Below are 15,149 nucleotides of genomic sequence, written 5' to 3'. Positions count from 1 at the left end.
AATCTGAATGTGAGGGGTCGCCAGGCTGTTCACAACGCGCCAAGGGTCAGAGGCTTGGCCCCTAGCTTTTTGAAAAGCGGAGATGTAAGCCGCGAGGAAAAGCCTGCGGAATTCCAATGACTGACCTTGCAGAGAAATATCGTCCTCATGGCTTCGCCGCCGTCGTTGGGCAAGAGCAAGCGATAAAGAAGCTAAGAGTTCAGTTGGGGTCCCCACGACCGCAGCCGGTTCTGATTTCGGGTGCCGCTGGTTCGGGAAAGAACACGCTCGGACTGATATATGCGAAGGCGCTGCTGTGCGCGCAGGCTTCAGGAGTTGAAGCTTGCGGCAGCTGCACGAACTGCAATTCGTTCGTGTCGAAAACTGCGACCGACTACACTTATTTTCCCGTCGGCGAGACCAGCACCGTTGATGACGTGCTGGGTCTCATTCAAAAGGCAAAAATGGCTCCATGGGAAGCGAAGCTTCGGGTCGCGTTGCTAGATGAGGTTCATGATCTCTCAACGCGCGCTTTTGAGGCTTTGCTGAGTGTTCTCGAGGCTCCACCGCGCTGGTCCACTTTTATTCTTTTGACCAACAAGCCAAAGAAGATTCCAGATCCGATTCTCCAGCGGCTCGTCGAAATCCAGGTGCACCCCTTAACCCCGGAGATCGCAACTGGTTACCTCAAGACCATCTGCGACTCTGAGAGTTTAGAAAGCGATCCTGAAGCGTTGTTGTTAATCCATGCCGCAACGGAGGGCAGCCCTCGAAAGATGTTGCGGATCATTGAGGCCGTTCGGTCCTTGGGCCGGATTAGTGAAGAAAATGTTCGTCACGAATTGCGGCTCGATGTTGCAGACGCTTTGACTGCATATAGCCAGGCACTGGTTGAAGGAGACCTGCAAAGGCAAATCAATATCATCGACGGTTGGCGGTTACTGCCCAGCGACAAGTGCCGTCTGATCCATCAGTTCATGACATTCGTGTACTTTAATATTGTGAGGCGGATAGATCGCCCGGACGCGATTATGCGCGGGTTCCGGCCTGGACTGATGGAGGATTTTTCTAGGTTTGTAGAGGCTGCGCAGGATCGATTGGACATAGAAAAGAATCAGATCTGGCAAGACGTCATCGGTCAATTTAGTCCGAGTGGATCCGAAACGGCGCACCAACTGATGATGATTGTCAGTTCCGTGCATGACATGTTGTCGGCACCTCAAATTTCCCGCGGTAGAATATTGCCCAAGCCGACGTTGGAAGCGCGGCTACGCGTTGCTCAGCCGCCAGCTCGAACGGTCTCCTATGCGATGTGGCGTTCCGTAAAGGCTATATGGGACGCTGGAAGCTTCTTGCCGCAGCAGTATGGGGCGCTCTTCAATGTCCGACTGTCGATATATCATACGGGAACGAGCGAACGAGATCACGTTCAGGGCTCTCAAATGGTCTCTGACCTGACGCATCAGATCGGGATGCGCCTCGCGGACCGATGGCCGGAGGCATCCAAGGGAAAGTATCATTGGATATATCGCCACGAGGCTGATGGTGAGGGCAGGCTGGTCACGCGCCTGCTGATCGCGGTGCCCGATCTGCTGGCGCAAGATGTAATCACGTGGATGAATGAGCGTTTCTTCTCCTCGCGCAGAGACCTTCTTGATGGAATTGGATTCTCGTACTCGTATCGACTGAGCGGAAGCGCCGCAGCGCGCCTTCGGTTCCATTGGTATTCGATCCGGATCCTTAGTCGAAGTCTGGATCCTCAGGTCACCGCGCGAGGGCGAGATGGAGACTTAGTGCCGCTTGTTGACCTTCTGAACATTCCAAGGCGATTGCGTAAGGAGCAGGGACAGATCCTCTGCCAGCAGGCGCGCGGTTCATCACATACGTTAGGTCCCAACAGAAAAAGATACGCAGCCGCGGATTTTGTCGACTTCCTTTCGGCCCTTAACGACCGCGCATGGGCGCACATCGATATAGGTTGGGAACTGAACGAGCATACATCGCGCAAGAAGGAGACTGAGCGCCGAGCGCGGCTTCGTGAGGCTATTCGTGCGAAATTCCAGAGCGATGACAAGCTCGCTGTTAAACGGCTTGCCGAAGAAATGGCCAACCTCAAGCTTGGTCTATCCAACGATCCGAAACAGATGTTGCGTGGGTGGCAGGGGTGGTGGCCGAGGTCAAAAAGTGACTGCTTTTGTGGAATCCGGACTATTCAATAAAAAGATCAAATAAAAACAAATAGATAGCCGTCACGACTTTTTTATGTTCAGCAGAAATCCTTCAAAATCAGTCGGAGATTCCTTCAAATTAGGTTTTTCAAAATGAGTTTTAGCGGCGCTCGCCTGGCTCTGAGCATCATTGCGCCCGAGTTCGACCGGCATTTGTCCTGAAGATTGAGATCGAAAATCTTTCACCGCCTTCTTCAACGCTCGAATACTGAAATCCCCGTCTTCTCTATCTGTTTCCTCGAAGAGCCGTTTCAGCTCTGCGGCTGAAATGTTGGTCTCACGTGAAATTCGATCGTAGATGGCAGTCATTGTCTCGGGATTTGGTCGGTCCAGGCGTTGGATCATTTCGGCGTCCAGCCTCTTGAGCAACGCGCGGTCCCGAAGCGTTAAGCGGTAGTTGTCGAATATCGAGTCGCCACCATCCTGGTACCGAATGCCGAGTATCAGATTCGGTATGAGTGATCTCGCATCCTTTGGCTTCTCGTTAGCCCACCCTAGTAACGCGGCTGCAATCTCCTTGAAGAAATCTGAGATCCCATCGGGCAGCGGTCGATTGTGTTCAATGCAGATTCGGAGCGCGTCCCATGCCGCCAAAGCATTGTTCTTAGAATTAAAGATGGCGATGGCTTCCATCAAGTCCTCTGTGCCGGTGTACCCGTCACTGGCTTCGACCGGCGGGACTTTCGGAAACTTCTTTTGGCCGTTGATTTTATACTTTTCGCTTCGCGGCTTCTTAGACATGGGACACCAAAAAGTTCGTATGGGTATAGGGATCGCTATCGCAATTAATCCTGCGCGCGACCACTTCTATAGATTCTCGCAATTCAGCGCCAGCGGTTGGTGTCGCAAGTTGCTGTACCGCGTCGCTCGAACGATCGCCCTGTCACCTGTGGTGCAATTAGCTATTGTGACGCTCGGGCCGATGAAACAAATTCTGGCCGATCACCACATCCGCGCCCCGCGCCACATGAGCGCTGAGGCGGTGAAACGCCGCTCATGGCGGTTGGGATTTGCGCAAGAGCCCTTTTTGAAATCCCTATTGAGCAGTCGATGAGATGTGCTGGAAGATGCCGTTGACGCGGTCATCGGATCGCATCGAACTGAAGTACGAAGTCAGTCTGGAATTCTCCGAAGTTTGGAAGACGCGTGCTCAGTCGAATAATCGCTGGAGGAAAACTTGTTCAAAGCAGTTTTGATTGAGAACGATGACCAAGGATACCGCGCGGCTCTGACGGAGCTTGCAGAGGATCGACTGCCTGCGGGGGACGTCACGGTCGACGTTGTGTACAGCACTCTAAACTATAAGGATGGACTCGCCATAACCGGCAAAGGTCCCATCGCCCGCTCATTCCCAATGGTGCCCGGTATTGACTTTGTAGGGGTTGTCCGCGGGAGCGAGCACCCAGACTTTAGGACGGGCGACAAAGTGATCCTGAACGGGTGGGGTGTCGGTGAGAGCCACTGGGGTGGGTTGGCACAAAAGGCCAGGGTGAAGGGTGATTGGCTTATCCCGCTTCCACCAAAAATGTCTGCACGATGCGCGATGATGTTGGGCACAGCAGGCTATACAGCTATGCTGTGTGTCAGTGCGCTTGAAAAGCATGGGATCTCCCCCGGTGATGGAGACGTTCTAGTAACCGGAGCAAATGGCGGCGTCGGTAGTGTGGCGATCATGCTTCTTAGCAAGTTGGGATATAAAGTAGTCGCAGCAACCGGGCGTACGCAGGAGTCTCGTCATCTCGAGAATATTGGTGCGTCGGAGATCCTAGACCGAAATTCAATCTCAAAGCCAGGCAAGCCGCTTCAGAAGGAAAGATGGAGCGCGGCTATCGATTCTGTCGGAAGTCACACGCTCGCGAATATCTGCGCAGGAGTTAAGTCGGACGGTGCAGTCGCAGCATGCGGGATGGCCCAGGGATTAGATTTCCCAGCCTCAGTTGCTCCCTTTATCCTTCGTGGCGTAACTCTATACGGCATCAATAGCGTAACGCGACCGAAGGCCGAGCGGGTTTTGGCTTGGGACCGTCTTGCATCGCTTCTACCAGAGACCATGCTCGAACCGATGGCCGCGACTATCGGTTTAAGCAGTGTGCCAATCTACGCAGAAAAATTAATGGCCGGAGAGTTACGAGGGCGCGTGGTAGTCGACGTCAACAAATAGTAAGCATGCAATGCATGCGCTACCGTGAAGTCATGTTTCTAGTTTAGCACAACTCGCTGATTCAAGATTTTCTCTAGCGATCAGCAAGCAGTCAGGAATCCAGAAATAGCGGCAATCTTGAGCGAAGAAACTGCGTGGTAGCTCTAATTCTGGACAGATACTCGTTGTCGGCGTGAACGGTCATCCATAAATCCCGCCAGATAGAGTGGTCTGGCAAGATTTTCTGCAAAGAAATTTTGGGGATTGCTGCGTAAGTGGGAAGTGCGACTAGGCCTGCCCCTGCGATAGCGGCTTGCTGTTGAGCAATGAGACTTGTGCTCTGAACGACAATCCTAGCATCCGGGGCGAGTTCGCGAAGCCACTTCACTTCAGAGACGGCGACGAAAGCGTCCAGATAGTCAATAAAGACATGCTTGGATAGTTCATCGATAGATTGAGGTGTACCGTTGCGCCGTAGATACTCAGGAGAGCCATAGAGGTTCACCTTGAACCGGCCAACGCGCTGCGAAATCAGTCGTGCGGCGCTCAGCTGGATCATCGTGAGGGATATATCCGCTTCTCGTCGACCGAGGTTTGTCGGCTGAGAAACCACTAAAAGCTCGAGTGCTATGTCGGGTTGAAGTTCGCGGAATATCGACCATTCTGGAGCTACCACCAGCGCGGCTAGCGCCTCCATCGTGGCAACTCTCACAACTCCGCTCTCTTTGCTCGAACCTCCTGCGACTTCAGATGAGATTTCAGTAGCTGCAGCTTCCATTTTCTCGGCGTACGCTAGTAGCCGTTGACCCTCGTCCGAAAGCGAGAAGCCATCCGCTGATCGTTCGAATAATTTACATTTTAGTGACCGCTCAAGCTCGGCGACCCGTCGGCTCACCGTTGAAATGTCAACACGCAACCTCGCGGCGGCTGCTGAGAGGTGCTGCTGCCTTGCAACCTCGAGAAAAAAGCGTATGTCGGCCCAATTGAACATTGAGTATCTCATCCGAGATAATTTGATCAACTGATCCAAATGCCGTCAAGGGCGCCGTTATCTAATAGTTTGGTCGGATGTTGCCAGCATTGTCCGCACTTTCTCGCGAATTTCGTTCTTTAGAAGTTTGCCAGCGGTGGATCGCGGAAGCATTGGCAAGATGAGAATATGATCTGGCAAAGCCCATTTCTGAAGACGAACTCGTAAGGCGTTTAGAAGTTGTTCCCGATCGAACGTGTGCTCGTCTCGAACGGAAATTACTAGCGCCGGCCGTTCACCCCATTTTTCGTCTGGGATCGCCACCGCTGCAGCGTCGATAATCTGGCTATCCTGACGGGCGGCGGTCTCCATCTCGATTGAGCTGATCCATTCACCGCCCGATTTAATTGCATCCTTGCGCCGGTCGACGATTCGAAAGAATCCATCGCTATCAATCGTTGCCACATCGCCCGTCTCGAACCATCCATCGTCAAGAAAGGCTTCCGAGGCTGAAGCGTCACCTTTAAAATAAGAGGAGGCGACCCAATGACCGCGGATCGCGCATTCACCGATCGTTTGGTCAGATGGCGTGGTCATGCCGTCTACGTTGTTCAATTTTGCTTCGATGCCGAAAACTGGTCTGCCCTGCTGAAGACGTAACGCGTGCTGTTCCTCGATAGGACGTTTCTTCATCCGACGACTTAATCGACTAACCATTCCCATGGGGCTGGATTCTGTCATGCCCCAAGCCTGTAGGACATCCACGCCATGATTTGCTTCAAAGCGTGACAACATATCGGGTGGTAGCGGTGAGCCGGAGACGAGAATTCGCCTGAGTCTGGAAAGTCTCTGTCCTGTTTGGCCTAAATAATTGAGAAGGCCATGCCAGAGCGTAGGCACTGCGAGTGCAAATGTGACGTGGTTATCCTCAATAATTCGATAGATCTCTTGTGGAGATAGATGTGGCCCTGGCAGTACCAGATCGGCGCCGCAGATGGGGGCTGCGTGGGGAATTCCCCATCCGTTGACGTGAAACATTGGCGCGAACAGACATATGACGTCATCGCCTGATATAGCCCAAGTATCGGTCCGGCAGACGGACATCGCATGGAGCACGCTAGAGCGGTGCGAGTAGAGGATACCCTTAGGGTTTCCCGTCGTACCACTCGTGTAGCAAAGTGAGGATGCTGTCCGCTCGTCCAGTATCGGCCACGCGACGTTGTCGGTTTCCTGTTCAACAATCTGCTCATAACTGATTGTGTGTGGTGGAAGGTCCGCATCGGCTTCCCCGAGGATGACGACCCTCGGGAATCCAGGCTTCGTCACAAGATGAGAGATGCTATCGAAAAGATCCCCTTCGACAAACAGGAGATCGTCCGACGCATGTTTGATTAGATCTTCGACTTGTGTAGCCGAGAGGCGCGGGTTGATCGTGTGGCATACTGCTCCGATCCCTGCGGTCGCATAGTAGATTTCAAGGTGCTTGAAGTTGTTCCAAGCAAGAGTACCAACCACTGAGTCAGTCGACATACCCAATTTTATGAGTGCGTTCGCTAGCTTTGACGTCCGCTGCAATACCTCTGCATAGCTTCTCCTTTCCGGAGCATCGTTACCGGTAACAGAAATCACCTCGGCATCGCGATGAACGTTAGCTGCATGTCGCAGGATGTCGATGATAAGCAGAGGTCGTTCGGTCATCAGACCGCGCATAGTGTTCTCCTTGCTCGCAGTCAGCGGATACCGCTCAGAATGACATGGACGGGGGATTTCGGCTTCCGGCAAATACGCAAGGGGTCTTTCCGCGATTATTATTGAGATTCGGGGTCTCTTTGTGGACGATCGTTCGAGTTCTTTGGAACTGAAGAACGTCAGGGACGCCGATGACCAGCGACAGCTACACCTCGATCATTCTCTCGAAACGAAACGGCGTTGCAACGCTCACGTTGAATAGACCAGCGCGCGCCAACGCAATGAACAGGCAGTTGGTCGAAGAACTTGATCGCGCATTGGACGGGGTAGAAGCCGATAACGATGTAAGAGCTTTGATCGTCACAGGGGCTGGCGCTGCATTTAGTGCTGGGTTCGATCTGAAGGAGCAGGCCGAACGTCGGCCCAAAGGTGCCGATGTCTGGAGGGAGATGTTGGGCCTCTACTCGCGGGTGATCCTGCGATTCTGGCATCTTTCAAAGCCGACCATCGCCGCAGTTAATGGTCCGTGCATGGCGGGCGCGTTCGAGTTAGCTCTCGCTTGCGATCTTAGCATTGCGAGCGAGAATGCTACGTTCGGCGAACCTGAACTTCAGTTTGGGGCTGGTATCGTAGCAATGTTGCTGCCCTGGTATGTTCCGCCCAAAATTGCAAAGCGCATTATCCTGCTTGGCGAAGATACGATTACAGCGGAAGACGCGCTTCGAATGGGGATTGTCGGGCAAGTGACGTCGCCGGATCGCCTGTTAACAGACGCTGCATCGAAGGCGCATCGCTTGGCGCAAATGGATCCGACGCTAATGCGGCTCACGAAGGCCGCCATCAATGAAGCCTATAAAACTATGGGTATTGAGCGAGCGATCCACGCAGCCGTCGAGCTTGATGTGCAGATCGAGGCGGAAGGTACCTCAGAGAAGCATGAATTCCTGGACCGGATCGTGTCGGACGGGATGAAAGACGCCCTTCGCTGGCGTCAGACGCGCTTTAAGTAATTGCCGGCAATTGTCATCATAGAACGGAGCGTCCCATGTGGAATATTCTTCGCTTGATCTCTGTAATTCTTGGTTCGGCATTGTGCTGGACCGGGGCTTTCGCTCAATCGCCTGCTATCAAGATCGGAGTTCTCACGGATCTACAAAGTGTATTCTCTGACGCAAGTGGGCTAGGATCCGTCACCGCCACGGAGCTAGCGATAGAAGACTACAAGGCCGCAGGTGGGAAGATCGCGGTCTCAACCATCGTTGCGGATTATCAAAATAAGCCGGATATCGGGTCTAACATAGCGCGTGAATGGTACGATATTGGCGGGGTAGATGCGATCGTCGATGTTGCAAATTCGTCCGTTGCAATTGCGGTTTCCGAGATTACCCAGCAGAAGAACAAAGTGTTTCTCGCGACGGCTCCTGCGACGAGCCAGCTGACTGGAGAGATGTGTTCGCCGAACACGGTGCAGTGGTACGACAACTTTATGTTGGCGTCGGCGATAAGCCTCGGAGCCAGGGCTGACGGTCCCAAGAAGTGGTTCTTCGTCTCGGCCGACTACGCTTTCGGACGTGACTTACAACGCATCGCTACTTCTCTTATCGAGAAAAATGGTGGCAAAGTCGTGGGCTCGGCGCGACATCCACTTGGAGTTGCGGATTTCTCTTCATTTTTACTTGCGGCGGGCTCTTCTGACGCCGACGTGATCGCTCTCGCCAATGCTGGAAGTGATGTCGTTACTGCGATCAAGCAGGTTAATGAATTCCAGATCACCCGAGGCGGAAAACGCGTAGTGGCGTTCTTGGCGCCGATTAATACTATAAACGCGTTAGGCTTGCCAGTTGCGCAAGACCTCATCATCACAGAGCCATTCTATTGGGATCTGAACGATAAAACCCGTGAGTTTGCGTCCCGTTATTTCGCGCGAATGAAGCGTATGCCGAATTTTGTTCAGGCCGGAGCATACAGTGCGGTCGCCCGATATCTTGCGAGTCTCGACAAGCTCGTATCAGAGCGTAAAGACCCGAAGGATGGTAAAGCTGCGATCAAGCAGATGAAGCAAGGGTCTTGGTCGGACAGCTTGTTTGGAGACAGCTCCATTCGCAAGGATGGGCGGGTTATCCACGACACGTACTTGTTCCAGATCAAGAAGCCCGCGGAATCGAGCAAAGCTTGGGATTACCACAAGAAGGTTGGAACCGTATCCGGTAATGACGCGGCCCTTCCTATCGAAGAGAGTCTTTGCAAACTTCAGTAGCGGAGGTCGTCGATTAGACCTTTCATCGTCGCAGCAATCAAATTGGTCAGTTGTTAAGATCGCTCAAGCGCCTGGCGGAACTTCCGCCGGCGTTTGAGTGGTTGAGAAGTTCGCTTCTGCGATTGCAGCCCAGTTTTGAAGTGGAATGATCCGGTAGCTAGAAGTTGCGTCCGCTTCGAGGAATTTCGGAAAGTGAGTACTATGTTGCTGCGGCGAGGCGTTAATTCTAAATCTGATTGCGGATGCAGTAGGTCTCGTCGCAATCGCAAGTTTCGATCCACGGCATTGAGCGCATAGATGTCAGAGGATCATATCCTAGATGTCCGAGGCCTGACTAAAGAGTTTTCAGGATTTGCAGCCGTTCAGGACGTCAATCTGAAGGTTCGCCGTGGGACAATTCATGCGCTGATCGGCCCGAACGGGGCCGGCAAGACGACGTGTTTCAACCTGCTGACCAAATTCCTGAAGCCGACCCGCGGGCAGATTCTCTACAAGGGGCAGGACATCACCGCGATGGCACCCGCCGATGTGGCGCGGCTTGGGCTGGTGCGGTCGTTCCAGATTTCGGCGGTGTTTCCGCATCTCACCGCGCTGGAGAACGTGCGGGTGGCGTTGCAGCGCCAGCACGGCAGTTCATTCGATTTCTGGCGATCGAAGTCGGTTCTCGATCGTTTCAATGGACGCGCGGAGGAACTGCTTGAAGACGTCGGCCTGAGCGACTTCGCCAAAACGCCCGCGGTGGAAATGCCTTACGGCCGCAAGCGCGCGCTGGAAATCGCCACCACGCTGGCGCTCGATCCGGAGATGCTGCTGCTCGACGAGCCGATGGCCGGCATGGGCCACGAGGACATCGACAAGGTTGCCGCGCTGATCAAGCGCATTTCGCAGAAGTACACGATCCTGATGGTTGAGCATAATCTCAACGTCGTCGCCCACCTGTCCGACACCATTACCGTGCTCACGCGCGGCAAGGTGCTTGCGGAAGGCAACTACGCGACGCTCACCAAGGATCCGCGGGTGAAAGAAGCCTATCTGGGAGCAGGCCATGAGTAATGTTGCTGGCTCGCCGGTCCTCTCGGTCAAGAATCTCGAAGCGTGGTACGGCGAATCCCACATCCTTCATGGCATGAACTTCGAGGTTCGTCCGGGCGAGGTGGTGACGCTGCTCGGCCGCAACGGCGCGGGCAAAACCTCGACGCTCAAGTCGATCATGGGCATCATCAACAAGCGCACCGGTTCGGTGGCGTTTGAAGGCAGCGAGATCATCCGGCTGCCGGCAGAGAAGATTGCGCGCCTCGGCGTCGCGTTCTGCCCGGAAGAGCGCGGAATTTTCGCCAGCCTCGACGTCAAGGAAAACCTGCTGCTGCCGCCGATCATCCGCAGCGGCGGCATGACGCTCGATCAGATCTTCGAGCTGTTTCCCAATCTCAAGGAACGCCTCGGCAGCCAGGGCACCAAACTGTCCGGCGGCGAGCAGCAGATGCTGGCGATTGCCCGCATCCTGCGCACCGGCGCGCGCTTCCTGATGCTGGACGAGCCGACCGAAGGTCTGGCGCCGGTCATCATCCAGCAGATCGGCAAGATGATCGCGCGGCTGAAGGCCGAAGGCTTCACCATCCTGCTGGTCGAGCAGAACTTCCGCTTCGCCTCGACCGTTGCCGACCGCTTCTACATCGTCGAGCACGGCAAGATCATCGACACATTCGCAAACTCGGAACTCCAGGCCAACATGGAGAAACTCCACACCTATCTCGGTGTGTAAGTAGGAATTGCCGTTCCGCACATTCGTATCCGGTTCAAAATGACGACGGTGAATTGACGTGTATCAAGCTCTCTACGCCCAGCTATTGGTTGGATTGATCAACGGCTCGTTTTACGCGCTGCTGAGCCTCGGGCTGGCCGTGATTTTCGGGATGCTCAACATCATCAATTTTGCGCACGGCGCGCTCTACATGATGGGCGCGTTCGTTGCCTACTTCCTGCTGAACCTTGCCGGTATCAACTACTGGTGGGCGCTGATCCTGGCGCCGGTGATCGTCGGCGGCTTCGGCATCCTGCTCGAGCGCACGATGCTGCAGTGGCTGACCGGTCTCGACCATCTCTACGGGTTGCTGCTGACATTCGGTCTGGCGCTGATCATTCAGGGCGTGTTCCAGAACTACTTCGGGTCGTCCGGATTGCCTTATGCCATTCCTGACATTCTCAAGGGCGGCGTCGATGTCGGCTTCATGTTCCTGCCGATCTATCGCGGCTGGGTCGTCATCTTCTCGCTCATAATCTGTATCGCTACCTGGTACCTGATCGAGCGTACGCGCCTCGGCGCCAACCTGCGCGCCGCCACCGAAAATCCGACGCTGGTGCGCGCCTTCGGCATCAACGTGCCGCGCATGATCACGCTGACCTACGGTCTTGGCGTCGGTCTGGCGGCGCTGGCCGGCGTCCTCTCGGCTCCGATCAATCAGGTGCGGCCGCTGATGGGCGCGGATCTGATCATCGTGGTGTTCGCGGTGGTTGTGATCGGCGGCATGGGCTCGATCATGGGCTCGATCATCACCGGCTTCGCGCTCGGCGTGATCGAGGGCCTGACCAAGTACTTTTATCCCGAGGCGTCCAATACCGTGGTCTTTGTGCTGATGGTGCTGGTGCTCCTCGTAAAGCCGACAGGACTGACGGGGCGGGCGAACTGACATGACCACGATTACTGACAACGCCGTTCCCGTGAAGGGCCGCACCGCCGACGAGATGATCGCGTTCGCGGTCATGACCGTCCTTTTGGCCATCGTGCCGCTGACCGGGATCTATCCCTATTTCGTGATGCAGGCGCTGTGCTTTGCGCTGTTCGCCTGCGCGTTCAACCTGCTGATCGGCTATAGCGGCCTGCTGTCGTTCGGGCACGCCATGTTCCTCGGCACCGCGGGCTATGTCACGGCGCATGCCTTGAAGGTCTGGGGCGTCTCGCCCGAGATTGGCATTATCCTGGGCGTCGCGGCCTCCGCTGCGCTGAGCGTGATCACCGGCCTGATCGCGATCCGCCGCCAGGGCATCTACTTTGCGATGATCACCCTGGCGCTGTCGCAGTTGCTGTTCTTCATCTACCTGCAGACCCCGTTCACCCACGGTGAAGACGGCATCCAGGGCATTCCGCAGGGCATGATGTTCGGCGTGTTCGACCTGTCGAAGCCCACCACACTTTATTACGTCGTGCTGGCGATCTTCCTGCTCGGGTTCCTGCTGATCTACCGCGCCATCAACTCGCCGTTCGGCGAAGTGCTCAAATCGATCCGCGAAAACGAGCAGCGCGCGATCTCGCTCGGCTACAAGACCGACCAGTACAAGCTGCTGGCGTATATCCTGTCCGGTACGCTGGCCGGTCTGGCCGGGGCGGTGAAGGTGTTCGTGGCGCAGAATGCCTCGCTGACCGACGTGCACTGGACCATGTCCGGCGAAGTCGTGCTGATGACGCTGGTCGGAGGCCTCGGCACGGTGTTCGGACCCGTCGTCGGCGCTTTCGTCATCATCGCCATGCAGCAGTATCTGGCTGGCTTCGGGCAGTGGGTCACGGTGATTCAGGGGGCGATCTTCGTGATCTGCGTGCTGACCTTCCGCCGCGGCATCGTCGGTGAAATCGCCCATTTCTTCAAACGTTCGCTGTAGTCTCAACGACTGTCGTGTTGAAGACCGCGTATTACCTTGTCGATTTGTTTCTGCAAGTGCGATGGTGGTGAGACTTAGCCCGCAAGAGCGTGTTTCACCTGCAACAAAGCGCTTTCAATCTCCTGAAGCGGTAATGATCCAAACCCCAAAACTAAGAATTGCTGGTCGTTGTCACTGTTCACCACGTAATTGGACGGGAGAGCGAGACGAAGCCGTTGCGACCTGCAGATCGCTATCACATCGCTAGCGCGCTGTGGGCTGCCCAAATCTAAGAAGAACTGCAAGCCGCCTACCGGTGGATTGAAACGCCAATCGGGAAACTCTCGACGGAGGAGTGTGGTGATTCGATCTCGCTTGCGTCGGTACACGGTTCGCATTCGTTGAGTGTGACTTGTGATGGTGCCATCGGCAATGAGTTCAGCGACCCAGCGTTGTAGGACGCCACTCGTGCCGCGAGACAGACTCCAATGCAGTGTGGCTAGCTCCCGGATTAGAGAAGCTTCCGCGACGATGTAACCGAGGCGTAGGTTATTGAAGAGAACCTTCGAGAAGGTTCCGAGGTATATCACGTTTGCGGACGTATCATTAGCCTTCATAGCGGGCCGAGGGCGGCGATCGTAGTAGTACTCGCTATCGTAGTCGTCTTCTAAGACGACGAGGTCGCTTTGTTGGATTGCTCGGGTTATTTCCGTACGGCGCGCGTCACTTAACGTTACACATTGCGGGAAGTGATGCTCTGGCATGATGTAAAGCACATCGTCTTTACCAAGATCACCCGCAGTGAGCGCGATCCCTTCCGTGTCGACAGGGTGCTCTTTTAACTTGAATCCAAAACGAGCGAAGTTGCGCGCGATGTCGAGATACCCCGGTGTCCCAAAGTGCAGGTATTTTCGACTACGCGACAATGTCAGAGCGATCAACACGGCGCCATATTGAGTGCCCGGTACGACGAGCACTTCGCCAGGGTGTGCTTCAATTCCGCGTTCCGGCAAAACATGCTCGCATATAAGGCGTCGCAGCATTGGGTCGCCTGCACTCTCAGAGAACGACTTCAAATGTGCAGGGCGGCGAAGCAACCTATCGAAACCGCGTCGCAATGCTGTGATGGGGAGATGCTCGGTATCGGCGATACTAGGAAGTAACGAGAGCTCACGTGGATCGATATCTACGGGCTCGTCGGGCGTGTTTAGCTGTCGATGTGCCGGCGAGCCTATCGCACGCGTTGTGACAGGGATCCGTTCGCGTTTGCTGCAGCGCTTAACGACGGTTCCTCGGCCGACGCGGCTTTCGCACAAACCTGTCGCGCACAATTCTTCATAAGCGAGGACCACCGTACCCCGAGCAATACCCAGCTCGCGGGCAAGGTTACGGGATGAAGGAAGTAGGGCACCTTGCTCAACCTCCCCCTTCTCAATCTGAAATTGGATTTGATCTGCGATCTGCCGGTGGACGGGCAGCTCGCCGCGGCCTTCCCGCAGTGTGATCTGAAGCATGCCCGTAGTCCTCCTAAGCCAATGTTTTTCCCGGATTGGTCCATGTGTCCAGTCAAATTATATGCCAATTCTGCAGCACGTTAAAAATAGCGCGGGGAAGCATTCCATGACTGTCGAAACGATGTCGCTCGGAATGGAAGGCGCCCGCACAGGTGGCGAACTGCGAGATGCGAGCTCCCCTCAGGGAAGCTGAGCGATCGCGCCTCCATAGGATTTTGCAGTCGTCATTGAGTCAAATCTCGCAAGGAAATGCTCTCTGAATGCAATGCCGACCGCCTAGCTCTTCTCGTACTTCGAATGAAACATCGAAACACAGCCTTGGAGAAACACTATGTCTATCGAGTTGCTAAACCCGCCGGGCCTTCCAGCGCCAATCGCTCCTTATTCGTCCGGAACAAAGGCAGGTAACACGGTCTATGTCTCGGGCGTCCTGGCGCTCGATGAGGCCGGCAAGACAGTTGGTGTCGGCGATGCTCGTGCGCAGACGAGGCACGTAATTCAAACTATCGAAAAAATCCTTCACGCAGGCGGCGTAAGCTTGAGCGACGTGGCGTTCAACACCGTCATTGTCAAAGATATGGCAGACTATGCTGCGGTCAACGAGATTTATCGGGAGTATTTCGGGAAGAATCCACCCGCGCGCTACTGTATTGCCGCGAAGCTGGTGCGGGATGATCTGTTGGTTGAAATTGCTTCAATAGCTCACGTAGCTGCCACTTAAATCGCAGTGTGATTTGAG

The 15,149-nt window shown here is 54.9% G+C and carries 14 protein-coding genes; 10 read left to right on the top strand and 4 right to left on the bottom strand.

Annotation, left to right across the window (positions count from 1 at the left end; all coding sequences use genetic code 11):
* The first annotated feature begins 116 nt into the window (after nt 1-116).
* On the top strand, nt 117-2,198 hold the full coding sequence (locus YH63_RS05210) for an ATP-binding protein (RefSeq protein ID WP_046828515.1): 2,082 nt from the start codon (nt 117-119) through the stop codon (nt 2,196-2,198).
* A 30-nt stretch (nt 2,199-2,228) separates the two neighbouring features.
* Here the strand turns inward: YH63_RS05210 and YH63_RS05205 are convergent, their stop codons facing one another.
* The gene (locus YH63_RS05205) at nt 2,229-2,840 is read right to left on the bottom strand and encodes a hypothetical protein (protein ID WP_137325120.1); all 612 of its coding nucleotides are present in this window, start codon (nt 2,838-2,840) and stop codon (nt 2,229-2,231) included.
* Between YH63_RS05205 and YH63_RS05200 the strand changes: the two genes are divergently transcribed.
* Together YH63_RS05200 and acuI are read left to right on the top strand one after the other, a co-directional pair.
* A complete protein-coding gene (locus YH63_RS05200) occupies nt 2,830-3,261 on the top strand; it encodes a hypothetical protein (RefSeq protein WP_137325119.1) in 432 nt (143 codons plus the stop codon). The genes YH63_RS05205 and YH63_RS05200 overlap by 11 nt on opposite strands.
* A 123-nt stretch (nt 3,262-3,384) precedes the next feature.
* Nucleotides 3,385-4,368: an acrylyl-CoA reductase (NADPH) gene (gene acuI, locus YH63_RS05195; RefSeq protein ID WP_046828518.1), complete on the top strand. Its 984-nt coding sequence runs from the start codon at nt 3,385-3,387 to the stop codon at nt 4,366-4,368.
* A gap of 91 nt (nt 4,369-4,459) precedes the next feature.
* Here acuI and YH63_RS05190 read toward each other — a convergent pair whose 3' ends face one another.
* Both YH63_RS05190 and YH63_RS05185 read right to left on the bottom strand, forming a co-directional pair.
* Nucleotides 4,460-5,338 carry a LysR family transcriptional regulator gene (locus YH63_RS05190; protein ID WP_046828519.1) on the bottom strand — a complete coding sequence of 293 codons (879 nt, stop codon included), beginning with the start codon at nt 5,336-5,338 and terminating at the stop codon, nt 4,460-4,462.
* 57 nt (nt 5,339-5,395) lie between these two features.
* The gene (locus tag YH63_RS05185) at nt 5,396-7,027 is read right to left on the bottom strand and encodes a long-chain-fatty-acid--CoA ligase (RefSeq protein ID WP_046828520.1); all 1,632 of its coding nucleotides are present in this window, start codon (nt 7,025-7,027) and stop codon (nt 5,396-5,398) included.
* 170 nt (nt 7,028-7,197) lie between these two features.
* On the opposite strand from YH63_RS05185, the gene YH63_RS05180 reads away from it, so the two are divergent.
* From YH63_RS05180 to YH63_RS05155, 6 genes are all read left to right on the top strand, one after another.
* Nucleotides 7,198-8,016: an enoyl-CoA hydratase/isomerase family protein gene (locus YH63_RS05180; RefSeq protein WP_046828521.1), complete on the top strand. Its 819-nt coding sequence runs from the start codon at nt 7,198-7,200 to the stop codon at nt 8,014-8,016.
* 35 nt (nt 8,017-8,051) lie between these two features.
* Nucleotides 8,052-9,263, top strand: a complete 1,212-nt coding sequence (locus tag YH63_RS05175; protein ID WP_046828522.1) for an ABC transporter substrate-binding protein — start codon at nt 8,052-8,054, stop codon at nt 9,261-9,263.
* A gap of 297 nt (nt 9,264-9,560) precedes the next feature.
* On the top strand, nt 9,561-10,316 hold the full coding sequence (locus YH63_RS05170; RefSeq protein ID WP_046828523.1) for an ABC transporter ATP-binding protein: 756 nt from the start codon (nt 9,561-9,563) through the stop codon (nt 10,314-10,316).
* Entirely contained in the window at nt 10,309-11,025 is a 717-nt protein-coding gene (locus YH63_RS05165) for an ABC transporter ATP-binding protein (protein ID WP_046828524.1), read from the top strand. The genes YH63_RS05170 and YH63_RS05165 overlap by 8 nt, the downstream gene beginning before the upstream one ends.
* Before the next feature lie 58 nt (nt 11,026-11,083).
* Nucleotides 11,084-11,950 (top strand): branched-chain amino acid ABC transporter permease, encoded by an 867-nt coding sequence (locus YH63_RS05160; protein WP_433995090.1) that lies wholly within the window; start codon nt 11,084-11,086, stop codon nt 11,948-11,950.
* Nucleotide 11,951: 1 nt separating this feature from the next.
* Nucleotides 11,952-12,917: a branched-chain amino acid ABC transporter permease gene (locus tag YH63_RS05155; protein WP_046828526.1), complete on the top strand. Its 966-nt coding sequence runs from the start codon at nt 11,952-11,954 to the stop codon at nt 12,915-12,917.
* Between the two features lie 74 nt (nt 12,918-12,991).
* Here the strand turns inward: YH63_RS05155 and YH63_RS05150 are convergent, their stop codons facing one another.
* Nucleotides 12,992-14,410, bottom strand: a complete 1,419-nt coding sequence (locus YH63_RS05150; RefSeq protein ID WP_052753853.1) for a PLP-dependent aminotransferase family protein — start codon at nt 14,408-14,410, stop codon at nt 12,992-12,994.
* A gap of 331 nt (nt 14,411-14,741) precedes the next feature.
* Between YH63_RS05150 and YH63_RS05145 the strand changes: the two genes are divergently transcribed.
* Nucleotides 14,742-15,131 carry a Rid family hydrolase gene (locus tag YH63_RS05145; protein WP_046828528.1) on the top strand — a complete coding sequence of 130 codons (390 nt, stop codon included), beginning with the start codon at nt 14,742-14,744 and terminating at the stop codon, nt 15,129-15,131.
* Nucleotides 15,132-15,149: the final 18 nt, after the last annotated feature.

Origin of the sequence: Afipia massiliensis, assembly GCF_001006325.2 — a bacterium.
In the GTDB taxonomy this organism is placed as follows: domain Bacteria; phylum Pseudomonadota; class Alphaproteobacteria; order Rhizobiales; family Xanthobacteraceae; genus Afipia; species Afipia massiliensis_A.
Note: the sequence above shows the minus strand (reverse complement) of the source record. Positions and strands in the feature narration are given on the sequence as shown.